The sequence below is a fragment of the Pedobacter sp. GW822-FHT03F06 genome, assembly GCF_058801365.1.
The window spans coordinates 220,142-242,375 of the sequence record NZ_JBXANE010000006.1 but is presented as its reverse complement, the minus strand read 5'-3'; the positions used below and the strand labels follow the sequence as shown (position 1 = coordinate 242,375).

Annotated in this window: 34 protein-coding genes; all 34 read right to left on the bottom strand. The window is 38.2% G+C overall.

Going from position 1 to position 22,234, the window contains the following annotated elements:
• Positions 1-112 precede the first annotated feature (112 nt).
• A complete protein-coding gene (locus tag AC1RJ8_RS12575; protein ID WP_492954066.1) occupies positions 113-3,082 on the bottom strand; it encodes a glycoside hydrolase domain-containing protein in 2,970 nt (989 codons plus the stop codon).
• 471 nt (positions 3,083-3,553) lie between these two features.
• On the bottom strand, positions 3,554-4,078 hold the full coding sequence (gene rplQ / locus AC1RJ8_RS12570; RefSeq protein ID WP_492954067.1) for a 50S ribosomal protein L17: 525 nt from the start codon (positions 4,076-4,078) through the stop codon (positions 3,554-3,556).
• Positions 4,079-4,182: 104 nt separating this feature from the next.
• A complete protein-coding gene (locus AC1RJ8_RS12565) occupies positions 4,183-5,175 on the bottom strand; it encodes a DNA-directed RNA polymerase subunit alpha (protein ID WP_025145205.1) in 993 nt (330 codons plus the stop codon).
• Between the two features lie 85 nt (positions 5,176-5,260).
• The gene (rpsD, locus tag AC1RJ8_RS12560) at positions 5,261-5,869 is read right to left on the bottom strand and encodes a 30S ribosomal protein S4 (protein ID WP_029282720.1); all 609 of its coding nucleotides are present in this window, start codon (positions 5,867-5,869) and stop codon (positions 5,261-5,263) included.
• Between the two features lie 61 nt (positions 5,870-5,930).
• The gene (rpsK, locus tag AC1RJ8_RS12555; protein WP_010599885.1) at positions 5,931-6,320 is read right to left on the bottom strand and encodes a 30S ribosomal protein S11; all 390 of its coding nucleotides are present in this window, start codon (positions 6,318-6,320) and stop codon (positions 5,931-5,933) included.
• Between the two features lie 151 nt (positions 6,321-6,471).
• Positions 6,472-6,849, bottom strand: a complete 378-nt coding sequence (rpsM, locus tag AC1RJ8_RS12550; protein WP_010599886.1) for a 30S ribosomal protein S13 — start codon at positions 6,847-6,849, stop codon at positions 6,472-6,474.
• 68 nt (positions 6,850-6,917) lie between these two features.
• Entirely contained in the window at positions 6,918-7,034 is a 117-nt protein-coding gene (rpmJ, locus tag AC1RJ8_RS12545) for a 50S ribosomal protein L36 (RefSeq protein ID WP_010599887.1), read from the bottom strand.
• A 1-nt stretch (position 7,035) separates the two neighbouring features.
• Positions 7,036-7,254, bottom strand: a complete 219-nt coding sequence (gene infA, locus AC1RJ8_RS12540) for a translation initiation factor IF-1 (protein ID WP_010599888.1) — start codon at positions 7,252-7,254, stop codon at positions 7,036-7,038.
• Between the two features lie 71 nt (positions 7,255-7,325).
• Positions 7,326-8,111, bottom strand: a complete 786-nt coding sequence (gene map / locus AC1RJ8_RS12535; RefSeq protein WP_230149484.1) for a type I methionyl aminopeptidase — start codon at positions 8,109-8,111, stop codon at positions 7,326-7,328.
• Between the two features lie 8 nt (positions 8,112-8,119).
• Complete coding sequence (gene secY, locus AC1RJ8_RS12530) at positions 8,120-9,460, bottom strand: preprotein translocase subunit SecY (RefSeq protein ID WP_029278656.1); 1,341 nt, start codon at positions 9,458-9,460, stop codon at positions 8,120-8,122.
• A 7-nt stretch (positions 9,461-9,467) separates the two neighbouring features.
• Positions 9,468-9,914 (bottom strand): 50S ribosomal protein L15, encoded by a 447-nt coding sequence (gene rplO, locus AC1RJ8_RS12525; protein WP_025145210.1) that lies wholly within the window; start codon positions 9,912-9,914, stop codon positions 9,468-9,470.
• A gap of 104 nt (positions 9,915-10,018) precedes the next feature.
• On the bottom strand, positions 10,019-10,198 hold the full coding sequence (gene rpmD / locus AC1RJ8_RS12520; RefSeq protein ID WP_010599892.1) for a 50S ribosomal protein L30: 180 nt from the start codon (positions 10,196-10,198) through the stop codon (positions 10,019-10,021).
• A gap of 4 nt (positions 10,199-10,202) precedes the next feature.
• Positions 10,203-10,721 (bottom strand): 30S ribosomal protein S5, encoded by a 519-nt coding sequence (gene rpsE, locus AC1RJ8_RS12515; RefSeq protein ID WP_010599893.1) that lies wholly within the window; start codon positions 10,719-10,721, stop codon positions 10,203-10,205.
• A 17-nt stretch (positions 10,722-10,738) separates the two neighbouring features.
• A complete protein-coding gene (gene rplR, locus AC1RJ8_RS12510; protein WP_029278655.1) occupies positions 10,739-11,092 on the bottom strand; it encodes a 50S ribosomal protein L18 in 354 nt (117 codons plus the stop codon).
• 5 nt (positions 11,093-11,097) lie between these two features.
• Positions 11,098-11,655, bottom strand: coding sequence for a 50S ribosomal protein L6 (gene rplF, locus AC1RJ8_RS12505; protein ID WP_492954068.1), 558 nt, complete (start codon positions 11,653-11,655; stop codon positions 11,098-11,100).
• 18 nt (positions 11,656-11,673) lie between these two features.
• A complete protein-coding gene (rpsH, locus tag AC1RJ8_RS12500) occupies positions 11,674-12,072 on the bottom strand; it encodes a 30S ribosomal protein S8 (protein WP_010599896.1) in 399 nt (132 codons plus the stop codon).
• Positions 12,073-12,247: 175 nt separating this feature from the next.
• On the bottom strand, positions 12,248-12,517 hold the full coding sequence (gene rpsN, locus AC1RJ8_RS12495) for a 30S ribosomal protein S14 (protein WP_025145214.1): 270 nt from the start codon (positions 12,515-12,517) through the stop codon (positions 12,248-12,250).
• Positions 12,517-13,083, bottom strand: coding sequence for a 50S ribosomal protein L5 (gene rplE, locus AC1RJ8_RS12490; RefSeq protein ID WP_086547740.1), 567 nt, complete (start codon positions 13,081-13,083; stop codon positions 12,517-12,519). Before rplE ends, rpsN begins: the two co-directional genes overlap by 1 nt.
• Positions 13,080-13,421, bottom strand: a complete 342-nt coding sequence (gene rplX / locus AC1RJ8_RS12485; RefSeq protein WP_029278653.1) for a 50S ribosomal protein L24 — start codon at positions 13,419-13,421, stop codon at positions 13,080-13,082. The genes rplE and rplX overlap by 4 nt, the downstream gene beginning before the upstream one ends.
• A 1-nt stretch (position 13,422) precedes the next feature.
• Complete coding sequence (rplN, locus tag AC1RJ8_RS12480; protein ID WP_010599900.1) at positions 13,423-13,791, bottom strand: 50S ribosomal protein L14; 369 nt, start codon at positions 13,789-13,791, stop codon at positions 13,423-13,425.
• Position 13,792: 1 nt separating this feature from the next.
• Positions 13,793-14,047, bottom strand: coding sequence for a 30S ribosomal protein S17 (gene rpsQ, locus AC1RJ8_RS12475; protein WP_010599901.1), 255 nt, complete (start codon positions 14,045-14,047; stop codon positions 13,793-13,795).
• A 13-nt stretch (positions 14,048-14,060) separates the two neighbouring features.
• Complete coding sequence (gene rpmC, locus AC1RJ8_RS12470; RefSeq protein WP_025145217.1) at positions 14,061-14,273, bottom strand: 50S ribosomal protein L29; 213 nt, start codon at positions 14,271-14,273, stop codon at positions 14,061-14,063.
• A 73-nt stretch (positions 14,274-14,346) separates the two neighbouring features.
• Positions 14,347-14,769 (bottom strand): 50S ribosomal protein L16, encoded by a 423-nt coding sequence (rplP, locus tag AC1RJ8_RS12465; protein WP_010599903.1) that lies wholly within the window; start codon positions 14,767-14,769, stop codon positions 14,347-14,349.
• A gap of 40 nt (positions 14,770-14,809) precedes the next feature.
• Positions 14,810-15,655, bottom strand: a complete 846-nt coding sequence (gene rpsC / locus AC1RJ8_RS12460; protein WP_086547741.1) for a 30S ribosomal protein S3 — start codon at positions 15,653-15,655, stop codon at positions 14,810-14,812.
• Between the two features lie 9 nt (positions 15,656-15,664).
• Positions 15,665-16,027 (bottom strand): 50S ribosomal protein L22, encoded by a 363-nt coding sequence (gene rplV / locus AC1RJ8_RS12455; protein ID WP_029278650.1) that lies wholly within the window; start codon positions 16,025-16,027, stop codon positions 15,665-15,667.
• Between the two features lie 7 nt (positions 16,028-16,034).
• Positions 16,035-16,301, bottom strand: a complete 267-nt coding sequence (gene rpsS, locus AC1RJ8_RS12450) for a 30S ribosomal protein S19 (protein WP_010599906.1) — start codon at positions 16,299-16,301, stop codon at positions 16,035-16,037.
• The gene (gene rplB / locus AC1RJ8_RS12445; RefSeq protein WP_492954069.1) at positions 16,301-17,125 is read right to left on the bottom strand and encodes a 50S ribosomal protein L2; all 825 of its coding nucleotides are present in this window, start codon (positions 17,123-17,125) and stop codon (positions 16,301-16,303) included. The genes rpsS and rplB overlap by 1 nt, the downstream gene beginning before the upstream one ends.
• Before the next feature lie 20 nt (positions 17,126-17,145).
• Entirely contained in the window at positions 17,146-17,436 is a 291-nt protein-coding gene (gene rplW / locus AC1RJ8_RS12440) for a 50S ribosomal protein L23 (protein WP_029278648.1), read from the bottom strand.
• A gap of 1 nt (position 17,437) precedes the next feature.
• Complete coding sequence (gene rplD / locus AC1RJ8_RS12435; RefSeq protein WP_029278647.1) at positions 17,438-18,067, bottom strand: 50S ribosomal protein L4; 630 nt, start codon at positions 18,065-18,067, stop codon at positions 17,438-17,440.
• Positions 18,068-18,071: 4 nt separating this feature from the next.
• Complete coding sequence (gene rplC / locus AC1RJ8_RS12430; RefSeq protein ID WP_492954070.1) at positions 18,072-18,689, bottom strand: 50S ribosomal protein L3; 618 nt, start codon at positions 18,687-18,689, stop codon at positions 18,072-18,074.
• 172 nt (positions 18,690-18,861) lie between these two features.
• The gene (locus AC1RJ8_RS12425; protein WP_492954071.1) at positions 18,862-19,257 is read right to left on the bottom strand and encodes a DUF1634 domain-containing protein; all 396 of its coding nucleotides are present in this window, start codon (positions 19,255-19,257) and stop codon (positions 18,862-18,864) included.
• Entirely contained in the window at positions 19,257-20,090 is an 834-nt protein-coding gene (locus AC1RJ8_RS12420) for a sulfite exporter TauE/SafE family protein (RefSeq protein WP_492954072.1), read from the bottom strand. Before AC1RJ8_RS12420 ends, AC1RJ8_RS12425 begins: the two co-directional genes overlap by 1 nt.
• Before the next feature lie 194 nt (positions 20,091-20,284).
• The gene (locus AC1RJ8_RS12415; protein WP_492954073.1) at positions 20,285-20,872 is read right to left on the bottom strand and encodes a hypothetical protein; all 588 of its coding nucleotides are present in this window, start codon (positions 20,870-20,872) and stop codon (positions 20,285-20,287) included.
• Positions 20,873-20,881: 9 nt separating this feature from the next.
• Complete coding sequence (locus tag AC1RJ8_RS12410) at positions 20,882-22,138, bottom strand: prephenate dehydrogenase/arogenate dehydrogenase family protein (RefSeq protein WP_492954074.1); 1,257 nt, start codon at positions 22,136-22,138, stop codon at positions 20,882-20,884.
• Positions 22,139-22,234 lie beyond the last annotated feature (96 nt).

Here is a 22,234-nt window from a genome sequence, read left to right as displayed (position 1 = left end):
TTCTCGACTGCGCTGCACTCCGCTCGAAATGACGATATAATATTATTTGCATTATCGGTACGTCGCTTCTGTTACAAAGTTCCTGAAACAAGTTCAGGGTGACGACGATATTTTATTCCACTATCAAAATCAAACCTTTTCCTTTTTCAAGAGGAACCGATTTTCCATCAGGATAACTTCCAGAAGTTTGAAACTTATCAATCGCAGGAGCTGTTATTTTTACTTTACCGGCTTCTAAACCCAGTTTGGCCCAGTCGATGGTTAAATTAACCTTTACATCCCCCTCTGCCCAGCTTGCCAATGCAATCATTGTTTTACCTTTTTGTTTGTAAACAGTTGCCAGCACTTTTGCATTGTCGGTTTTAACCGGACAGTTTTCACTCCAGTAACCGATCATCTCAGATCCTTTTATGCCGAAATTGTCCCAAGCTTTCCATAACGGTTTTGGATCACTTTTGTCAGACCAGCCCAAGCGGCTTGTCATGCCATAAATCATACCACGCCAAGGGTTTCCATCATCCTGTAACATCTCTCCCATTAATCCAAAAGGAATTCCGCTTACTTCTGTTAAAAAGAAATCGGGATTGTTTTTCTGGTAATCGAAGTATTCGCCAAACCATAAACGGTTCAAATAAGGGAAATGCTCCAGATATAAAATGGCACTATTGTTAAAACCATCACTTTTGTTGTACTGATTTGCTGAGTGCAGGTCGATAATACCCGGGTGGCTATCCTGTGTCAATACACGTTTTATACGTTTCATGGTTACGCGGTCAAATGCCACATCATCCAAGTATACCCCATCAATCCCAACGTTGTTTACCAACCAGTTCATCCCTTCTACGTAATAGTTGTGCCAACGGTTCATTCCGCTGTTAATTACGGCCGCATCTTTAATTTCGGGTACAAACCAGGCGGCAATATAATTAGAATCTAAATGCTCCTGTAACCAGCTAAACCCTCCTCCTTTACCCGGAGAATATACTTCAGTTCCCAAACTTCTTAAAGCTGGCCACTCGTAAGCATGGTTAGAAAGCTCCCGAACCGTATTATAAATTTTAACTTTTAAACCTTTAGAATGTGCACTACCAATATAATCTTTCATCTTTTTCCATTCGATAAATGGATAGTTGATCCAGGGGTTGATCGGTGTGGCATGGTGAATGTTCACTACTGTTGCGCCTTTAGCTTTGATCGTATCTAAATCACCATATTTATGGTAAAAACGGTTATCCCATTGAAAATCGGTGTTAAGCAAATGAAAAGGCGTGATCAGTAAATTGAAATTATAGTATAACACATCACCCTTTTTCATGCTTCTTGCACCGGTAAAATTGTCGGCAAGCATCGAACTGCCCTTAACATTGATCTGGATACCACCTTTATCTCCATTACCCCACGATTTAGGCAACAATAAAGGCTTTTGAAGGTAGAAATTAGTATTAAGCGGGCGAACATAGTTTTCGTCTCTTAAGTTGTAATACAGACCCGCATTTACGTTCCCAATCCAAACGGCATCCTGATTTTTATTGGCCACATCCCATTTCCACTTTACGGTATCTGGTCTAACGCCACCCTTTTCACCTAAGCCCATCAAATATTTTGTCGAATTCTTATCAAAAGGGATATGAAAATCGACATTACTAAACTCCACATCCTTTAAAGCAGTTACCTTAACTACATAATGTACATAGCCATCAAACTCCAAAGCACCTTCCAAATCCATTTTCAGGTTTTCTGAAGTGTTGGTTGCTTTCCATTTTACTGTTCCAGCTTCTTTACTCGTGATCTGGAAATCACTTGGAACAAATTTCTCCTGCGTTTTCGGCGTATTAAAAAAGTGAAAGTGAATAGGCTCTGCCAAAATGTTATTGGGTTTTTCGCTGTAAGCCGTCATCTCTGCGTTGAAGAACGTTTGAATCTGCTTAGGGAAACCATCAGTATTAATTTCGAACTTTCTACCTAAAAGCGAGATTACATTGCCCTCAACAGTTAGCGGTGTGTAAGGCGCAACAACCGTGTTCGCTTGTGCCAAAGTAGAATTTAACCAGGTTAAGCGGGTCTGTTTATCTGGGGTTCCTACACCCGCATCGGCTAAAACTTCGTTACCTACCGTAATTTTGGCATCGATTACTTTAGATTTCCCATTGGCTTTGACCGTAAATTTTCCGGCATAAATGCCTGCAGCTGTATTTTTAGGGATGTTAACCGTAATCCACATTGGCTGAATTTTCCCAGAGGTCACATTTACGGTTTCAACCAAAGGTTTGTTATCGTAACTCGTTCCATTGGTATTTAAGCAATTGATATATTTTGAAGAAATTACTTTTCCGGCTTCATTTTTTAAATCTCCGAAGCTAACCACAACATTCTTGAGATCTTTCAAAGCAAATACGCCTAATTGAAAAGCATAGTTTTCGCCTTTACCAGCCGAGCCTGTAAAAGTATTTGCAGCACCTTTTTGTACCCAACGATAAGGTAAATCGTGCTGCATTTTGATTGGAAACATTCTATCTTCTGGAAAAACGATAAAAGCTTCTGCTGCATATTTGGCCTTTATTGCAGCGGTTTCTTTTCCAGTGGCAATTACTTCCATTGGATAAAAAGAATTGAAAGTATCGATCGACTGGATCTCGACAACAGAAGCATTCACTTTAACCTGCTTAGCCGCTGTTAACCATGCCTGGTCAGCCTGTTTGGGCTTTAAGTAAACTCCTTTCGGATAATTACTTCTTCCTTCATTTTTATAAGCGAGGTAGTAAATATAATATTTTCCAGCTCCACGTGCTTCGAAATAAACATCAGCACTTTCTCTTGTCAGTTTATCTGTACCCACAACCGAAACCATTTTACCATTGGCATCTTGTACGAGGATTCCTTTTAATTCCGGATGTTCATCCCTCCGGCGCCAATCAATTTTAGCATGGGCAATTTTGCCTGTACCAGCAAACTGCACAACAACTCTATGGTTGCCTAACGAATCAGGGTTCCAGGCATTGTTACCATTGGTATATTTTAGCGTTTGTGCATTAAGAGATAGCTGTCCGAAAAGACAGAGTAATAGAAAAAGCCTAAATTTCATTTCAAATTTGTTTGAGGCTAATTTATAGATAGCTAGCTAAAATAATGCTATGTAATAAAAAAATGAGACAAACGTTTGCTTGATTTGGTTCATTGGTTCATTGATCAATAGTTCAATAGTTCAATAGTTCAATAGTTCAATGGTGCTGATCATGTGCCTAATGGAATGATGCCAAAAGTAATGCTACTCAAATAACTATTATCTGACAGCAAAAAAATCTTGCAGACTATTGCGATTGCATAGGTTCATAGTGGTGTCAGATGTTCCCATCTGACACAAAAAATTAATCAATTTCCACAAATCACTTATAAACCTTCGGTATCCATCAGATGGTAACATTTGACGGCACGAAAATTCTATGCTTTTAATAATATAGAAACAGTCAGATGGCAACATCTGACAGCATAAAACGGCACAAAAAAAAGTCCTGCTCTTTCGAACAGGACTTTTTTGATCTTAAGGTGAATAAAATTATTCTCCTTTTGGTTCTTCAGTAGCTGGAACTTCTTCAGCAGGAGCAACTTCTTCGGCAACTTCAGCTTTCGCTTCAGCAGCTTTAGGTGCAGCAGTAGCTTTACTTCTACCACGACGAGTTGTTTTCTTCTCTTCTTTAACCTCTGCATCTTTACCGTAAACTGTATTGTAGTCTACCAATTCAATTAAAGCCATTTCGGCGTTATCACCTAAACGGTTGTTTAATTTAATGATACGAGTATAACCACCTGGACGGTTTGCAACTTTCTCAGCAATTTCGCGGAATAAGATTGTTACTACTTCTTTATCTTGTAAGTAAGCAAATACGGTACGACGTGAGTGAGTAGTATCATTTTTTGATTTAGTGATAATTGGCTCAACATAAGTACGTAAAGCTTTAGCTTTAGCTAAAGTTGTTGTAATTCTTTTGTGCAAAATAAGTGATGAAGCCATGTTAGCTAACATCGCCTTTCTGTGGCTTGCGGTTCTACCTAAGTGGTTTACTTTTTTACCGTGTCTCATTGTTTTTTAATTGAGTGTATACCGTCTCGTTGCAATTAAGCTGAGGGAATTATACACTGTGAAAAATTATTTATTTTTCTAAGTCCCTTTAGGGGATTTAGGGGTTACTCTTCGTCTAATTTGAATTTAGACAGGTTCATACCAAATGATAAACCTTTTGATTTTACTAATTCCTGGATCTCTGTTAAAGATTTTTTACCGAAGTTTCTGAATTTTAACATATCAGCAACATCGTAAGAAACTAAATCAGCTAAAGTACGGATATCAGCAGCTTTTAAGCAGTTTAATGCCCTAACCGAAAGATCCATATCTACCAATTCAGTTTTAAGGATTTTACGCATGTGTAAAATTTCCTCATCAACTTCTTTAGTTTCTTCTTTAGCTTGAGATTCTAATACTAAATTCTCATCAGAGAATAACATAAAGTGTTGGATAAGGATCTTAGCCGCTTCTTTTAATGCTTCTTCTGGATGAATTGAACCGTCAGTAGAGATATCTAAAACCAATTTTTCATAATCCGTTTTTTGCTCAACACGAAAGTTTTCGATCGTGTATTTTACATTTTTCATTGGAGTATAAATCGAATCGATTGCGATTACACCTACAACAGCATCAGCAACTTTATTTTCTTCAGCAGGTACATAACCACGTCCTTTATTGATGGTTAATTCCACTTCCAAAGTAACAGATTTATCCATGTTGCAAATTACATGCTCAGGATTTAAAACTGTAAAGTTGTTAGAGAATTTAGTGATATCACCAGCTTTAAACTGATCTTGACCATTAACGATGATGAAAACTTTTTCAGAATCACCTGAATCACCTGTTTTCTTAAAACGAACTTGTTTTAAGTTTAAGATAATGTCAGTTAAATCTTCTACAACACCTTTCATGGTAGAAAACTCGTGAGAAACGCCTGAAAAACGAATAGTAGTAATAGCATAACCTTCTAATGAAGAAAGTAAAATTCTTCTTAAGGCATTACCAATTGTTACACCGAAACCGGGCTCTAAAGGACGAAATTCAAATGTGCCATCGAAATCAGTTGATTTCTGCATGATCACTTTGTCTGGTTTCTGAAATGCTAAAATTGCCATTTATAATTTTTTAAATTCGTTATTGAATATATAGTAATATGAAAAAAGTTAATTACCCTTTTGAGGTAATTAACTAGCTCATTTATTACTTTGAGTACAACTCGATGATTAAGTTTTCCTTGATGTTCTCAGGAATCTCATCACGTTGAGGGTAGGTTAAGAATTTACCAGTTAATTCACTGGCGTTCCATTCTAACCAAGCAAACTTATTAATAGTTCTACCTGCAACTGAGTTACTAATTGATTCTAAAGATTTAGATTTTTCACGAACAGCAACCACATCACCAGCTTTTAACTGATATGAAGGGATATTTACAACTTCACCATTCACGGTAACGTGTTTATGGCTAACTAACTGGCGTGCACCAGAACGGGTTGTTGAAATACCTAAACGGTAAACTGTGTTATCTAAACGTGCTTCTAATAACTGAAGTAAGTTATCACCGGTAATACCAGCACGAGAAGATGCTTTTTTAAACAAGTTACTGAATTGTTTTTCTAATACACCATAAGTATATTTTACTTTTTGTTTCTCCATTAACTGGATAGCATATTCAGATTGTTTTCCTCTTCTTTTTGATGAGCCATGTTGCCCAGGAGGATAATTTTTTCTGTCTAACACCTTATCAGGACCGAAGATTGGTTCTCTGAATTTACGGGCGATTTTTGATTTTGGGCCTGTATATCTTGCCATTTTTTTTCTGTTTTAAAGTATCATCCAACCTGAAGCTGGAGATTCTTAGCTTTAAAATTAATTAAACTCTTCTCTTTTTAGGAGGACGACATCCGTTGTGAGGAAGTGGAGTAATATCTTTAATAGATGTTACTTCGATACCTGCTACTTGCAAAGTTCTGATTGCAGATTCACGACCTGAACCCGGACCTTTTACAAATACTTCAACTTTACGTAAACCTAAATCAAACGCAACTTTACCACAATCTGAAGCTGCTTGACCAGCTGCATATGGTGTGTTCTTTTTAGAACCTTTAAAGCCCATTTTACCAGCAGAAGACCATGAAATAGTCTGTCCGTTGTTGTTTGTTAAGGTAACGATAATGTTGTTGAAGGTAGCATTGATATGTGCCTGACCAACAGGCTCAATTACAACGATACGTTTTTTTGTTACTTTTTTACTCTTAGCCATTTTATCTTTTAGATTTTAGATATGAGACTTGAGGTATGAGACTTTCTCTACCCCGATACTCAGTATCCTACTTTTTATCTTTATTCCAGATCTGAGCAGATTTTAAAGACATGGTGCCCACATCTAAAATCTCATATCTCATATCTATCTATTACTTAGTAGCTTTTTTCTTGTTAGCAACTGTTTTTCTCTTACCCTTACGAGTACGTGAGTTGTTTTTAGTACGCTGACCACGAGAAGGTAAACCTTTTCTGTGACGTAAACCACGGTAACAACCAATATCCATTAAACGTTTGATGTTTAACTGAACCTCTGAGCGTAAAGCACCTTCTACTTTAATCTCATCGTTGATCATTGTACGGATTGCTGATAACTCATCATCAGACCAGTCTTGTACTTTTTTATTTAAATCGATACCTGCCGTAGTTAAAATACGTTGAGCAGTTGTTCTACCAATTCCGTAGATATAGGTTAAACCGATCTCACCTCTTTTGTTTCTTGGTAAATCAATACCTGAAATCCTTGCCATATTTATTTATTTTTTAAGTAATTCCGAACGGCGGGCCACCGTTGTGCGGTTCATTACAATATTCTTAATTACCCTTGACGTTGCTTGTATTTAGGATTTTTCTTGTTGATTACGTAAAGTTTACCTTTACGGCGAATAATCTTACAATCAGCGCTACGTTTTTTAATTGATGATCTAACTTTCATTTTATTTATATCTATAAGTGATGCGACCTTTTGTTAAATCATACGGCGACATCTCTAATTTTACTTTGTCACCAGGAAGAATCTTGATGTAGTGCATCCTCATCTTTCCTGAAATGTGCGCAATAATCTCATGCCCGTTCTCGAGTTCTACCCGGAACATCGCATTGGATAATGCTTCTCTTATTACTCCGTCTTGTTCAATTGAGGCTTGTTTAGCCATATTTTATTGATTGTTACTTAATTAGCTGCTTCTAAACAGGGTTGCAAAATTAAATAAAAAATTTTAATTATTTATTTTTTTTGTTGTAAAACTTCTTCTATTATAGAAAACGTCGATAAAACATCTGCTTTGCCCTTTTTTACGGCTACTGTGTGTTCAAAATGTGCCGATGGTTTATTGTCTTTACTGGTTACCGTCCATCCATCGTTATGGAATTTAACACCGGCTACGCCTGCATTGATCATGGGTTCTATCGCAATTACCATTCCTTCTTCAAGTTTTGGCCCTGCACCACGTTTCCCATAATTCGGAACTTCTGGTTTCTCATGAAGTTTTACACCAACACCATGTCCTACAAGCTCTCTTACTACACCAAATCCATTAGCTTCTGCATACTGTTGAACCGCGAAACCGATATCACCGATACGCATACCTACAACAGCTTTTTCTATACCCAGTTCCAGGCAACGTTTAGTAACCTCAACTAATTTCTGTTTTTCGGCATCAATCTCCCCGATAGAGAAGGTATAAGCCGAATCGCCAAAATAATTGTTTTTAATTACCCCACAATCAACTGAAATTAAGTCGCCCTCCTGGATTACGTATTCGCTTGGAAAACCGTGAACAACCTGTTCATTTGGCGAAATACATAAAGAATTAGGGAAACCATTGTAGTTTAAAAATGCCGGAATCGCTCCGTGGTCACTTATAAACTCGTAGGCTAGTTTATCTAATTGGATAGTAGTCATGCCTGCTTTTATCACCTTGGCCACTTCGGCTAAAGTTTTAGAAACAAGCATGGAACTTTCTCTTATTAACTCGATCTCCTCAAGAGATTTGTAATAAATTTTAGACATCCGTTACACTACAACGCTGCGTTGCTACTTGCAGCAGGAACACCTGTTCTACCAGTAACTCTACCCGTTTTCATCAAACCATCATAATGGCGCATCAATAAATAACTTTCGATCTGCTGTAAAGTATCCAATACAACACCAACCAAAATCAATAAAGAAGTACCACCGAAGAAGTGTGCAAACTCTTGTTTAATGCCGAACTTAACCGCTAATGAAGGTAAAATAGCAATGATCGCTAAAAATACCGCACCTGGGAAAGTGATTTTAGAAATTACATCATCAATAAAAGTTGATGTTGCAAAACCCGGTTTAACACCTGGGATAAAACCACCGTTTTTCTTCATATCATCACTCATTTGAGTTGGATTAACTGTAATTGCAGTATAGAAGAAAGTAAATGCGATAATTAAAAATGCGAACGTTAAGCTATAAGCCAACGAAGTTGTGTTGCTGAACTGGATTAACCAAGAACCTTGTAATGAAGGAACAAACTGCATTAAAGCACCCGGAATAAACATTAACGCTTGAGCAAAAATGATCGGCATAACACCTGCAGCATTTACCTTTAAAGGAATGTACTGACGAACACCACCAAACTGGCGGTTACCAACAATTTTCTTTGCGTACTGTACAGGTACTTTACGTACACCTTGAACAATTAAAATGGTAAACATTACCACTGCAAATAATGCAACGATCTCTAAAACCAATGCAACCGGGCCTCCACCTTCACTAGATGAGCCTACACGCGCACTAAATTCTTGAGAAATTGCAACTGGTAAACGGGCAATAATACCAACCATAATGATTAGTGACGTACCGTTACCAATACCTTTATCAGTAATTTTTTCACCTAACCACATTACAAATAATGTACCTGCCGTTAATACAAACGTAGATAACACTAAGAATAAAGTGTTTGGCAATAAAATAGCTTCTGCAGGAACTTGCGTTTTAACGTAACCAACAGATTGAACGATTGTGATCGCTACCGTTAGGTAACGCGTAATCTGGTTCATTTTCTTTCTACCACTTTCGCCCTCTTTCTGCATTTTTTGGAAAGAAGGAACAGCAATACCCAATAGTTGCACCACAATCGATGCAGAGATATAAGGCATTACCCCCAATGCTAAAATAGACACACGAGAGAAAGAACCTCCGGCAAACATATCTAGTAAGCCTAAGATTCCTGATTTTTCGTTATTGCCTAAAGCAGTTGGATCTACACCTGGTAAAACCACGTGAGATACGAAACGGTATACCAAAAGAATTAAGAGCGTAAACAATATACGCTCTTTTAATTCCTGAATTTTCCAGATATTACTTAAAGTAGTAAATAGCTTCTTCATTTAATAATTACAATTTTACAATAGAACCACCTGCGGCTTCAATAGCTTTTTGTGCGGTTGCAGAGAACGCATGTGCTGTAATTTCTAGCTTAGCTTTAACTTCACCACGACCTAAAATTTTAACTAAGTCGTTTTTAGAAGCTAAACCATGTGCTTGTAAAGCAGCGAAATCGATAGTTGTTAAGCTGTGTTTTTCAGCTAAAGCTTGTAAAACATCTAAGTTTACACCAACATATTCTGTACGGTTGATTGGTTTGAAACCAACTTTAGGCACACGACGTTGTAAAGGCATCTGACCACCTTCGAAACCGATTTTGGTTTTGTGACCTGAACGAGAACCCGCACCTTTGTGACCACGAGTTGAAGTACCGCCACGACCAGAACCTGTACCACGACCAATTCTTTTGCTGTTTTTTGTAGAACCTACTGCAGGTTTTAAATTACTTAAATTCATTTTTTTGAATTTGTGTTGCCCTTCGCTTTCACTAAACAGGTACAACGATTAAACATATATAAAGGTAGTACCGGCTTTTACCCATACTACCTTTAAAACTTTTACTAGATTGCTTCGATTGCTACCAAATGGTTCACTTTGCGAACCATACCGATAATCTGCGGAGTAGCTTCAACCTCAACACTTTGGTTCATTTTAGATAAACCCAAAGCCTGAACGGTTCTTTTTTGGCGCTCGCTTCTGTCGATAACGCTTTTTACTTGTGTTATTTTGATCTTAGCCATGATATTATCCGTTAAATACTTTGTTTAAATCTATACCACGAGTTTGAGCTACTGTATAAGCATCACGCATTTTAGTTAATGCATCAACAGTTGCTTTTACCACGTTGTGTGGGTTAGATGATCCTTTAGATTTTGCCAATACGTTATGCACGCCAGCACTCTCTAATACAGCACGCATCGCACCACCAGCAATTACTCCGGTACCTACTGCAGCTGGTTTAATTAAAACGAAACCACCTGAGAATTTACCGATTTGCTCGTGAGGAACAGTACCGTTTAAAATTGGAACTTTTACCAAGTTCTTTTTAGCATCATCCACACCTTTAGCGATTGCTTCAGTTACCTCTTTCGCTTTACCTAAACCGAAACCAACAACACCGTTTTCATCACCTACAACAACAATTGCTGAGAAGCTGAAAGTACGGCCACCTTTGGTTACTTTGGCAACACGTTGTATACTAACCAAACGATCCTTTAATTCGATATCGGTGGTTTTTACTCTTTTTATATTAATAGTTGACATCTTACTTTTTCTTCAGATTAAAATACTAAACCAGCTTCGCGGGCACCCTCTGCCAACGATTTTACACGACCGTGGTATAAATAGCCATTTCTATCGAAAACAACTTCTTTAACACCTGCAGCGATTGCTTTTTCGGCAACTAATTTGCCTACTGCTACCGACTGGTCGCTTTTGTTTCCAGTACCAGTAAAATCTTTCGATAATGATGATGCTGATGCTATTGTTTTACCGGTTACATCGTTAATTACCTGCGCATAAATCCCTTTATTGCTTCTATATACAGATAACCTTGGACGTTCTTCCGAACCGGTAAGTCTTTTTCTGATCCCTTTTTTAATACGATCTCTTCTTGATAATTTTTTACCTGCCATGATTACTATTTTTTAGATGCTGATTTACCTGCTTTTCTTCTTAACACTTCACCTACAAACTTGATACCTTTACCTTTATATGGCTCTGGTGCACGTAACGAACGGATTTTCGCTGCTACCTGACCGATCAATTGTTTGTCAATACTTTCTAAAACGATTTTAGGCGTCTGACCTTTTTCTGAAGATGTAGTTACTTTAATCTCTTCTGGCAATTGGAATACATAGTGGTGAGAATAACCTAAAACCAGATCTAATGTGTTACCTTGGTTTGTAGCACGGTAACCAACACCTACTAATTCTTGAGTTAATTTATAACCTTCTGTAACACCAACAACCATGTTGTTAAGCAATGAGCGATATAAACCGTGTAATGCTTTGTGTTTCTTTTGTTCTGAAGGACGTTGAACTGTTAAAATTCCGTCTTCCTGACTTACAGTGATATCTGAATCTACTGCTTGTGTTAATTCACCTTTAGGACCTTTTACAGTTACTACGTTATCTTTTGATACGGTAATTGTAACACCTGCAGGGATTGTAATTGGGGCTTTTCCTATTCTTGACATTGTGCTGTTCTCCTAATATTAATAAACGTGACACAATACCTCACCACCAATGTTTAATTTGGCTGCTTCTTTATCGGTCATTACACCTTTAGAAGTAGATAAGATTGCGATACCTAAACCGTTTAATACTCTTGGCATATTTTCAACACCAGCATAGTTTCTCAAACCTGGTTTACTTACTCGCACTAATGTACGAATAGCAGGAACTTTAGTAATTGGATTGTACTTCAAAGCAATTTTAATAGTGCCTTGAACTGTAGTATCTTCAAACTTGTAGTTCGCGATGTAACCTTTGTCAAAAAGAACTTTAGTAATTTCTTTTTTAAGGTTTGATGCAGGAATTTCTACAACACGGTGGTTGGCCTTAATGGCATTCCTTACTCTTGTTAAATAATCTGCTATTGGATCTGTATTCATTTTTTATTGTTTTTGATAGTGGTTTCCTTCTGCTACCCAGCTGTGGGACCTGCTACCTGTTAAAATTCTTTTTTAGCATAGAAATAAGTATCAAGTAATAAGATACAAGTATCAAGTCCGATATGGTCCTGATACTTGCTACTCTATACTTGATACTCAGTACTAGTACTTTATATTACCAAGATGCTTTTTTAACACCTGGTATTTTACCGTCTAGTGCCATCTGGCGGAACGTTACCCTTGAAATACCAAAGGTACGCATATATCCACGAGGGCGACCAGTTAATTTACAACGGTTGTGTAAACGTACTGGAGATGAGTTTTTAGGTAATTTATCTAAACCCTCGAAATCTCCTGCAGCTTTTAATACTGCACGTTTTTCAGCGTATCTAGCTACCAATTTTTGGCGCTTAACTTCGCGTGCTTTTACACCTTCTTTTGCCATTATTCTGCTGTTTTTTGATTTTTAAATGGTAATCCGAATTGTTTCAATAACTCAAGCGCTTCAACGTCAGATTTTGCCGAAGTTACGAAAGTTATATCCATACCTAAAATTTTATTGATTTTATCGATATTAATCTCAGGGAAGATGATTTGCTCAGTAACGCCTAATGTATAGTTACCTTTTCCATCAAATCCTTTATCATTAATACCTTTGAAATCGCGGATACGAGGCAAAGCTACAGAGATCAAACGATCTAAGAACTCGTACATGTTGTTATCGCGCAACGTAACACGTACACCTACTGGCATGCCTTTACGTAATTTAAAGTTAGAGATATCTTTCTTTGAATTAGCCGGAACCGCTTGCTGACCAGTAATGGTAGTCAACTCAACGATAGTGGTATCCATAATTTTCTTATCAGTAACAGAAAAACGACCAACACCCTGATTGATACAGATTTTTTCCAATTTAGGAACCTGCATTACAGTTTTGTACTGAAATTTTTCTTTTAATGCATTTACAACTTCTTCTTTGTATTTGCTTTTTAATCTTGGTGTAGCCATTATTTAATCTCCTCTCCTGAAATTTTAGCAACTCTAACTAATTTACCATCTGCGTTAAGTTTACGACCTACGCGGGTAGCTTTACCAGATTTTGGATCAACCAACATCAAGTTAGAAATGTGAAGAGCAGCTTCTTTTTTAATAATACCACCGTTAGGATTAGCAGCATTTGGTTTAGTATGTTTAGATACTAAGTTAATGCCTTCTACAATGGCTCTGTTTTTATCTATAAGTACTGAAAGTACTTTTCCTTGTTGACCTTTTGAATCGCCAGCAATGACTTTAACTAAATCTCCTGTGCGGATTTTAAGTTTTGATGGTGTATTTACTTTGTTTCCCATTTTATAATACCTCCGGTGCTAATGATACAATTTTCATGAATTGTTTTTCACGTAGTTCTCTCGCAACCGGGCCAAAGATACGTGTACCTCTTGGCTCATCCTGTGCGTTCAATAATACAGCAGCATTATCGTCAAAACGGATATAAGAACCATCTTTACGACGGATTTCTTTTTTAGTTCTTACAACAACTGCTTTAGAAACTGTACCTTTTTTAATGTTACCTGAAGGTAACGCGCTTTTTACGGTAACAACTACTTTATCACCAATTGAAGCATAACGTTTGCCGGTTCCACCTAGCACGCGAATTACCAATACTTCTTTTGCGCCGCTGTTATCAGCAACGTTTAATCTCGATTCCTGTTGTACCATCTTATTTAGCTCTTTCTAAAATTTGTACCAATCTCCAGTTCTTGTTTTTACTCAAAGGACGAGTTTCCATAATCAATACTGTATCACCGATACCGCATTCGTTTTTCTCGTCGTGAGCCATAAATTTGGTAGTTTTCTTTACGAACTTACCATAAATCGGGTGTTTTACTTTACGTTCCACGCTCACTACAACAGATTTATCCATCTTGTTGCTTACCACTAACCCGGTTCTTGTTTTTCTTAATTGTCTTTCCATGTCGACTCTCAAATTATTTAGTTTCAGTAGCTGACTCAGTGTTTTTCACTTTAGTCAACTCAGTGTTTAAACGGGCTATGTCTTTCCTTACTTTTGCAATGCGTGAAGGATTTTCGATAGCTGAAATAGTGTGAGCGAACTTCAATTTTGATAAGTTCTCTTTTTCTTCCGCAATCTTAGCTACTAATTCTTCTTTTGAAAGCCCTGTGATTTCTGAATTTTTCATTTTTCTTTTTCTTTTACGTTGAGTGTAGCGGTTATAATAAACAAGTATTTACAACATTCACCTCAACACTTTACTATGCTTCTACGTAATCTCTACGTACTACGAATTTGGTTTGGATCGGTAATTTCTGAGCTGCTAAACGCAATGCTTCTTTAGCAACTTCTAAAGGCACACCTTCAGCTTCGAAAATTACGCGTCCTGGTCTTACAACTGCTACCCAATACTCAGGAGCACCTTTACCTTTACCCATACGTACCTCAGCAGGTTTTTTAGTTACCGGTTTGTCCGGGAAGATCCTGATCCATACTTGGCCTTCACGTTTCATGAAACGAGTTACGGCAATACGGGCAGCCTCTATCTGACGACTTGTGATCCAAGTAGCTTCTAGAGATTTGATACCGAAAGATCCGAATGCTAACTCAGCTCCACGAGAAGCTAAACCCTTCATTCTGCCTTTTTGCATCTTCCTGAACTTCGTTCTTTTTGGCTGTAACATTTTATTTTGTTCTAATCGTTAAACGATGTTAATAAATCAATTATTTACGAGGACCTCTGTTAGCGCCTGCGCCACCACCTCTGTTTGCACCACCCTGGCCTGGACCACGACCACCGCCTTGGTTTCCACCACGTCTGTCGTTACCACCGCCACGGTTATCTCTTCCACCACCACGGTTATCTCTTCCACCGAAAGCTGGTTTATCTGATTGGCCTTTTGGACCGTTGTTTGCTGCACCAATGTTTGGAGACAAATCACGTTTTCCATAAACCTCACCTTTACAGATCCAAACTTTTACACCTATTTTACCATAAGTAGTTAAGGCTTCAGCTAAAGCGTAGTCGATATCAGCACGGAATGTATGCAAAGGCACTCTTCCTTCTTTGTACTGCTCAGTACGTGCCATCTCAGCACCACCTAAACGACCAGAAGTCATGATTTTGATACCTTCAGCACCCATACGCATGGTTGATGCGATAGAAGATTTCATTGCTCTACGGAATGAGATCCTTGCTTCTAATTGTTTTGCAACACCTTCTGCAACTAATTGTGCATCAAGTTCTGGGCGTTTAATTTCGAAGATGTTAATTTGAATTTCCTTTTTAGTTAATTTCTTTAACTCTTCTTTAATTTTATCAACCTCAGCACCTGCTTTACCGATTACGATACCTGGACGAGCTGTGTGGATAGTTACCGTGATACGTTTTAACGTACGCTCGATTACTACTTTTGCAACACCGCCTTTAGCGATACGGGCAGAAAGGTATTTTCTTATTTTCTCATCTTCAACTAATTTATCGGAGTAGTTGTTGCCACCGAACCAGTTAGAATCCCATCCTTTGATGATACCTAACCTGTTACCTATTGGATTTGCTTTTTGTCCCATTTCCTAAAATTAGTTTTGAGTTGTTTCTGTACTTTTACTATCTACAATCAGCGTTACGTGGTTAGAACGTTTACGAATTCTATATCCACGGCCTTGAGGAGCTGGACGTAAGCGTTTTAACTGACGGCCACCATCAACCATAACTGTTTTTACAAAAAGTTGGTTTTCTTCAGGGCGAGCACCTTCATTTTTAGATTCCCAGTTTTTGATAGCAGATAATAATAATTTCTCAACTCTTATTGCTGCTTCTTTATTGGTAAACTTTAAAATGCTTAATGCTTTTTCTACACGTTCACCTCTGATAAGATCTACAACCAAACGCATCTTACGCGGTGAGGTTGGACAATTGTTTAATTTTGCTATTGCTTCCATTGTCTAATTATTTTTTCTTTTCAGCGTGTCCTCTGAATGTTCTGGTTGGAGCAAATTCTCCCAACTTGTGACCAACCATGTTTTCTGTTACGTACACAGGGATAAATTTATTTCCGTTGTGTACAGCAAATGTATGATTCACGAAATCTGGTGATATCATTGATCTGCGAGACCAAGTTTTGATTACAGACTTTTTGCCTGAATCATTCATAGAGTTTACTTTTTTCTCTACGTTATGGTCAATATAAGGTCCTTTTTTTATCGAACGAGCCATTATTTCTTCCTTCTCTCTATGATGTAACGATTAGAATATTTTTTAAGTTCTCTGGTTTTAAAGCCTTTAGCTAAAACGCCATTTCTTGAACGTGGGTGACCACCTGATGATCTACCTTCACCACCACCCATTGGGTGATCGACAGGGTTCATCGCTACCGGTCTAGTTCTCGGACGACGGCCCAACCAACGTTTACGACCAGCTTTACCTAATACTTCGTTTGCGTGATCTGAGTTAGATACAGCACCGATAGTAGCCAGACAAGTAGTCAAGATTAAACGGGTTTCGCCTGAAGGCATTTTTAAAGTAGCATATTTACCATCGCGGGCAGCTAATTGTGCGTAAGCACCTGCACTACGAGCTAATTGTGCTCCTTTTCCAGGGTGAATCTCCACGTTGTGGATGATAGAACCTAATGGAATGTTCGATAATTTTAAAGTGTTACCTACTTCTGGTGTTGCTTTATCGCCCGATAATAATACCGAACCAACTTGCAATCCTTCAGGAGCGATGATATAACGCTTCTCGCCATCTGCATAATGTAATAATGCGATGCGGGCAGTACGGTTTGGATCGTATTCAACAGTAGCTACTGTTGCAGGAATATCGAATTTATCGCGTTTGAAGTCGATTAAACGATATGATTTTTTGTGACCACCGCCCATGTAGCGCATAGTCATTTTTCCTGTGTTGTTACGTCCACCAGACTTTTTTGATGATACAACCAATGATTTTTCGGGCTTGGTTGCTGTAATCTCCGTAAAACTAGCACCAACTCTGAAGCGGGTACCTGGAGTAACTGGTTTAAATTTTCTTAAGCCCATAGTTATAATGAATTATTAAATTAAAGGGTTGCGTAATAATCTATTGTTTCGCCGTCTTTTAACGTTACGATTGCTTTTTTGTATTTCGGGCTACGGCCAGATACAAAACCTGCTTTAGTGTAACGAGATTTAGCTTTTCCATCAACAACCATGGTGTTAACTGCAACGATGGTTACACCGTACAATTTCTCAATTGCTTGTTTAATCTGGATTTTGTTAGCCTTGTGGTTAACGCTAAATGTGAAACGGTTAGATTTCTCAGTTAAAGCTGAAGCTTTTTCGGTTAATATTGGTTTTTTTAAAATTTCCATATTATTTGGCAAACGCCTCCTCCAAAGTTTTAACAGAATCAGCAGTTAACACAAGTACACCAGCGTTTAATACATCATAAGTATTTAAATCTGCTGCCGAGATTACTTTAGTTTTCTGAATATTTCTGCTTGATAAATAGATATTATTATTTTGTGCAGGTAAAACCAATAAAGTTTTTTGAGTACCTACGTTTAACGCAGCCAATAAACTTGTATAGTTTTTAGTTTTAGCCGTATCGAAGTTGAAATCTTCTAAAACTACCACGTTGTTGTCTTTTGCTTTATAAGCCAAAGCAGATTTACGTGCTAATGATTTTAATTTCTTGTTCAATTTAAAGCTATAATCACGTGGCTGAGGACCGAAAACACGACCACCACCGTTAAATAACGGAGATTTAATGCTACCAGCACGGGCACCACCTGTACCTTTTTGTTTGTATAGTTTACGAGTTGAACCAGCAATCTCATTACGTTGTTTAGATTTGTGAGTACCTTGACGTTGGTTAGCCAAATACTGTTTTACATCTAAATAAATCGCGTGGTCGTTAGGCTCGATACCAAATACCGATTCAGGAAGTTGCACCTTGGCACCTGTTTCTTTACCTGAAATGTTTAATACTTTAACTTCCATCTGATTACTTGTCTAAGATTACGTAAGAACCTTTAGCTCCTGGAATGGAACCACTAACTACTAATAAGTTTTGCTCAGCATAAACTTTCAAAACCTGTAAGTTCTGAACTTTTACCCTGTCTCCACCTGTTCTTCCAGCCATGCGCATTCCTTTGAATACACGTGAAGGGAATGATGATGCTCCCAATGAACCTGGGGCACGTAAACGGTTATGCTGACCGTGAGTCTGCATACCAACACCGGCAAATCCGTGGCGTTTTACAACACCTTGAAAACCTTTACCTTTTGAGGTACCTACAACATCAACAAAATCGCCTTCTGCGAATGCCTCAACGGTTACTACATCACCTAAATTAAGTGAAGTTGTAAACGAATCGAATTCTACCAGCTTGCGTTTCGGAGTTGTGTTTGCTTTCGCGAAATGGCCTTTTAACGGTTGAGTTGTGTTTTTCTCTTTTTTCTCATCGTAACCCAATTGGATTGATGAATACCCGTCTTTTTCTTCGGTCTTTACTTGTGTAACTACACAAGGCCCAGCCTCGATTACCGTACAAGGAATGTTTCTTCCTTCGGCATCAAAGATACTGGTCATTCCTACTTTTTTTCCAATAATTCCTGACATTTTATCTTTTCTTTTTAACACCCATCGAAGCAGTAGGGCTTCGTTCAAGGTGGTTGTACATCCCCCGAAAGGGACGGCAAAGATAGACAAGAATTATTAATTTTCAAATAGTTAGCCAAATATTTTTTCAAATAAATTGCTGATATGATGGGATTTAACTAAAAAAGAGATGTTAATGTGCCAAACCACCATTTAAACTGATGGTTATGATCGCTAAAATGATCATTCCAATGAGTACATAGAGGTAATCACGCTCAATTAAAAAGCTAAAAATAGCGAAAACAATGCGGGCTATCGGCGTAAAAATCAACATCAGGATACCAAACTGCACGATGGCGTCGCCCTGAAAACTAGATACTCCCCTAAATATAGCCACTATGGATGAAAACTTGTTTAGTTCGGGTTTAAAAACTTTATAGTCGGTGATTGCGCCCTTGTTATGGATCAGGAAAATGGCACCGCCTATTAGTACAATGCTCATCGAAATAATTACGCCTGCACGCAGAAGTGTACCCAGAATTACCTGAATATCCTTATCGTTTAGGTTTTCTTTTCCTGTTGTATCCATTATAATCCGCTTATTCCTTTATATATCATCTGCAGTGCTAAAAAGGCAACTACAATGGCAAATACAATTTTAAGTTTATCGGTTTTGGCCCTCAGCAAAACTTTCGAGCCAACTGTTGCCCCTGTTAAAACGCCGATACACACTGGCATGGCAATACCAGGGTCGATCTGGCCACGGTGCAAATAAACCACTGCACTGGCCGCTGCCGTAACCCCCATCATAAAATTACTGGTAGTGGTTGATACCTTAAAGGGCAAACGCATAATATTATCCATTGCAATTACCTTCAGTGCCCCACTCCCAATACCAAGCAAACCGGATAATGTTCCGGCAAACAGCATCATTAAAAAACCTCCGGGAACATGTTTTACTGCATATGGATGATCTACCCCTTTATCAGGATAAGATCCGTTAAGCTTAAAAAAATTGGCCCATTTATCGGTATTGTCTAAAGTAGTATGATCTACTTTTTTCTTCAAGGTCATGATGGCCGAAAAAATGAGGATGCAGCCAAAAAGAATAGCAATATAGTTGGCATTGAGGTAAACGGCCACAATTGCTCCACAAACCGCTCCTATTGTAGTCGCGATTTCTAAAAACATACCTATACGGATATTCGTAATCCCTTCTTTAACATAGGCTGCCGCAGAACCTGAAGAGGTAGCAATAACAGAAACAATGGATGCACCTATAGCATAATGAATATCTACACCCAAAGCCAGGGTAAGTAAGGGAATAATAATTACCCCTCCACCTAAACCTGTTAGTGAACCCAATAGTCCGGCTAAAAAAGCACCTAATAAAACGATAATGGTAAACAGCAATACCGACATGCGGGCAAATATAATGCACTGTTTTTGGCTAAACGAAGGATCGAGGGAATAAAATAAAGTCTATATGTTATATGGATAAATAGAATTTTGAAGGAGTGAATGATGGAGTAGGTGAGTTTTAACGGGAGAATAACAGGCGAATGCCCATTCAGTAATTGATTCATTCAAAATTCAATAATTCTTTCATTCCATTATTACTTATGAAGCTTACTTTCCTTATTCAAATCAACACCCCGAAAACTTTCAAGCAGTTCGAAAGCAATTTGCCGAACAGTTTCAGGAATTGGATTAATGGCCGATTTATTACCTTTTGCATCTTTTACTGTCCAGCCCGAAGTATTGAGCACCAAAGGCTCACTATTGGCTAATGATTTAATTATTTTAGCTCTTGTAAAAGCAACCCCGTCCGAATCGACAATTATTTTTTTATTGTTCCACCAGTTTTCTTGTGTTACTGCTTTTAAAGCAGACCGGTCTAGCCTGCCAGCATATCCCCAGCCCTTTCCTTCACGATGCATCAATTTCAATAATCCGATAAAATTAGTGAGGCTTTTGGAATTGTAAATTTCCGAACTGCAGTACATATCGAGGTGATTTAATTTAAGCTGACTCAACAATGCTTTTGCTTGATCGGAGTTATGGAAAATCACGACGGTTTTTTCGGCGATGGATAAAATAACAGCATCATCTCCCTTATCGTACTCATCACAAAGAATTTCTATTTCTTTTAAATGTTGCTGCAAAAGCGAAACCCGTTCAGGTTTATTCAGAATGGTCTTCATCCCTAATTGTTACTTACCTAATCGCTTAATCATTTCCGCACTCAAATCCCTACCATCATTTAAACGGTTCGCGAAGAATGATTTGGCAGCTTCGAAATGCTCTTTGTACCCTTTTAAATCACCATAACCGATAATCGATGCCCATTCGTGCACAGCGGTATGGAATTCCAAATCGTCGCCACGGATAGATTTATCATATAAAGCAGTACTAATCGATTCCTCTAGCATCGCTTCATTCTTGAAAAGGTATTCGGCAATGCCCAGCCTCAATTTAAAAGGAGGCGTTTGGCAGATCAGGTTATCGTAAGGATTTACACCCATCTTATACCAGGCATATACCATGCTCAGCAAACTCAAATGCGAATTTGGTTTCTGTTTATGGCTGGCATCTGATAGGCTGAATTCTTTCATGATGTTATCATCCAGCAGTAAAAGCGCACGACTTTCATGAAAAACAAAATCGCGGGCCGCATAGATCTTTTCCCTAAACTCCGCTTCATTTTCACAGATCATGAGCTTAAACAGTTCAGATTCTGCCTGCGCATAATATTTTACCTGTTTCTGGGCATAAGGATTTAAAATAGCCAAACCCGCATAAATGTGCGATTTATAGCTAAAAATCCTCAGCGTGGTCAAAATTTTCACGTTGTCGATTCCACCCGCATATGCCGGATTATCCCAGGGAAAAAACCCTGCATTTTTCCATGCCGAGCCCATGCTTTCGAAACCCATATGTGTTACTGCCTGTGTATCGGCCACAATGCGGTCGTGTTCTCTATAATCGTCCATTTCAATAATGTTCGATTTTAAAGATTTATAAACTTCTAAAGCTTTGGCATAAACAGCATCGGTAGCACGGTGACGTACCACTACGAGCGTTTGCCCTTCCGGACTAAATGCCGGACCGTGCAAAGAATGGCAGGTTACAATCTGGGTATCTTCCGGAAGGTGTTTTTCGAAAGCAGCAATTTCAGGATGTTTAACCGAAGTTTGTCCGGCAACTATGGCGCCATATTTAGTTGAGCGTGCAAAAGTAGCCACCACTTCATCAATTTTTTCGGCTTCAACGCAATAGATAATAAAGTCTGATTTACGGGCAACCTCATGACCATCGATTAAAACCTCGATTCCTTTAGGTTCCAGCTCTTTTTTTAAATCTGTAAAACGTAAGGGCATATCTGCCCCACATACCTTATAACCAGCGTTTAAGAACGATAGCGCATACAATTTGCCCATATCGCCCAAACCAATAATTCCTATTTGCATGAAACAAATGTAACCTATCGCAAATAAATTTATAATAAAACTTAGATAAAATTGTTATTTAGAATGTTAAACCAGCACAATTTTATCGATTTACCA

Bases quoted from the DNA above. Each gene is read 5' to 3' on its own strand.
- AC1RJ8_RS12575 (WP_492954066.1), bottom strand. From the start codon at position 3,082: ATGAAATTTAGGCTTTTTCTATTACTCTGTCTTTTCGGACAGCTATCT.
- rplQ (WP_492954067.1), bottom strand. From the start codon at position 4,078: ATGAGACACGGTAAAAAAGTAAACCACTTAGGTAGAACCGCAAGCCAC.
- AC1RJ8_RS12565 (WP_025145205.1), bottom strand. From the start codon at position 5,175: ATGGCAATTTTAGCATTTCAGAAACCAGACAAAGTGATCATGCAGAAA.
- rpsD (WP_029282720.1), bottom strand. From the start codon at position 5,869: ATGGCAAGATATACAGGCCCAAAATCAAAAATCGCCCGTAAATTCAGA.
- rpsK (WP_010599885.1), bottom strand. From the start codon at position 6,320: ATGGCTAAGAGTAAAAAAGTAACAAAAAAACGTATCGTTGTAATTGAG.
- rpsM (WP_010599886.1), bottom strand. From the start codon at position 6,849: ATGGCAAGGATTTCAGGTATTGATTTACCAAGAAACAAAAGAGGTGAG.
- rpmJ (WP_010599887.1), bottom strand. From the start codon at position 7,034: ATGAAAGTTAGATCATCAATTAAAAAACGTAGCGCTGATTGTAAGATT.
- infA (WP_010599888.1), bottom strand. From the start codon at position 7,254: ATGGCTAAACAAGCCTCAATTGAACAAGACGGAGTAATAAGAGAAGCA.
- map (WP_230149484.1), bottom strand. From the start codon at position 8,111: ATGTCTAAAATTTATTACAAATCTCTTGAGGAGATCGAGTTAATAAGA.
- secY (WP_029278656.1), bottom strand. From the start codon at position 9,460: ATGAAGAAGCTATTTACTACTTTAAGTAATATCTGGAAAATTCAGGAA.
- rplO (WP_025145210.1), bottom strand. From the start codon at position 9,914: ATGAATTTAAGTAATTTAAAACCTGCAGTAGGTTCTACAAAAAACAGC.
- rpmD (WP_010599892.1), bottom strand. From the start codon at position 10,198: ATGGCTAAGATCAAAATAACACAAGTAAAAAGCGTTATCGACAGAAGC.
- rpsE (WP_010599893.1), bottom strand. From the start codon at position 10,721: ATGTCAACTATTAATATAAAAAGAGTAAAAACCACCGATATCGAATTA.
- rplR (WP_029278655.1), bottom strand. From the start codon at position 11,092: ATGGCAGGTAAAAAATTATCAAGAAGAGATCGTATTAAAAAAGGGATC.
- rplF (WP_492954068.1), bottom strand. From the start codon at position 11,655: ATGTCAAGAATAGGAAAAGCCCCAATTACAATCCCTGCAGGTGTTACA.
- rpsH (WP_010599896.1), bottom strand. From the start codon at position 12,072: ATGAATACAGATCCAATAGCAGATTATTTAACAAGAGTAAGGAATGCC.
- rpsN (WP_025145214.1), bottom strand. From the start codon at position 12,517: ATGGCAAAAGAAGGTGTAAAAGCACGCGAAGTTAAGCGCCAAAAATTG.
- rplX (WP_029278653.1), bottom strand. From the start codon at position 13,421: ATGGGAAACAAAGTAAATACACCATCAAAACTTAAAATCCGCACAGGA.
- rplN (WP_010599900.1), bottom strand. From the start codon at position 13,791: ATGGTACAACAGGAATCGAGATTAAACGTTGCTGATAACAGCGGCGCA.
- rpsQ (WP_010599901.1), bottom strand. From the start codon at position 14,047: ATGGAAAGACAATTAAGAAAAACAAGAACCGGGTTAGTGGTAAGCAAC.
- rpmC (WP_025145217.1), bottom strand. From the start codon at position 14,273: ATGAAAAATTCAGAAATCACAGGGCTTTCAAAAGAAGAATTAGTAGCT.
- rplP (WP_010599903.1), bottom strand. From the start codon at position 14,769: ATGTTACAGCCAAAAAGAACGAAGTTCAGGAAGATGCAAAAAGGCAGA.
- rpsC (WP_086547741.1), bottom strand. From the start codon at position 15,655: ATGGGACAAAAAGCAAATCCAATAGGTAACAGGTTAGGTATCATCAAA.
- rplV (WP_029278650.1), bottom strand. From the start codon at position 16,027: ATGGAAGCAATAGCAAAATTAAACAATTGTCCAACCTCACCGCGTAAG.
- rpsS (WP_010599906.1), bottom strand. From the start codon at position 16,301: ATGGCTCGTTCGATAAAAAAAGGACCTTATATTGACCATAACGTAGAG.
- rplB (WP_492954069.1), bottom strand. From the start codon at position 17,125: ATGGGCTTAAGAAAATTTAAACCAGTTACTCCAGGTACCCGCTTCAGA.
- rplW (WP_029278648.1), bottom strand. From the start codon at position 17,436: ATGGAAATTTTAAAAAAACCAATATTAACCGAAAAAGCTTCAGCTTTA.
- rplD (WP_029278647.1), bottom strand. From the start codon at position 18,067: ATGGAAGTTAAAGTATTAAACATTTCAGGTAAAGAAACAGGTGCCAAG.
- rplC (WP_492954070.1), bottom strand. From the start codon at position 18,689: ATGTCAGGAATTATTGGAAAAAAAGTAGGAATGACCAGTATCTTTGAT.
- AC1RJ8_RS12425 (WP_492954071.1), bottom strand. From the start codon at position 19,257: ATGGATACAACAGGAAAAGAAAACCTAAACGATAAGGATATTCAGGTA.
- AC1RJ8_RS12420 (WP_492954072.1), bottom strand. From the start codon at position 20,090: ATGTCGGTATTGCTGTTTACCATTATCGTTTTATTAGGTGCTTTTTTA.
- AC1RJ8_RS12415 (WP_492954073.1), bottom strand. From the start codon at position 20,872: ATGAAGACCATTCTGAATAAACCTGAACGGGTTTCGCTTTTGCAGCAA.
- AC1RJ8_RS12410 (WP_492954074.1), bottom strand. From the start codon at position 22,138: ATGCAAATAGGAATTATTGGTTTGGGCGATATGGGCAAATTGTATGCG.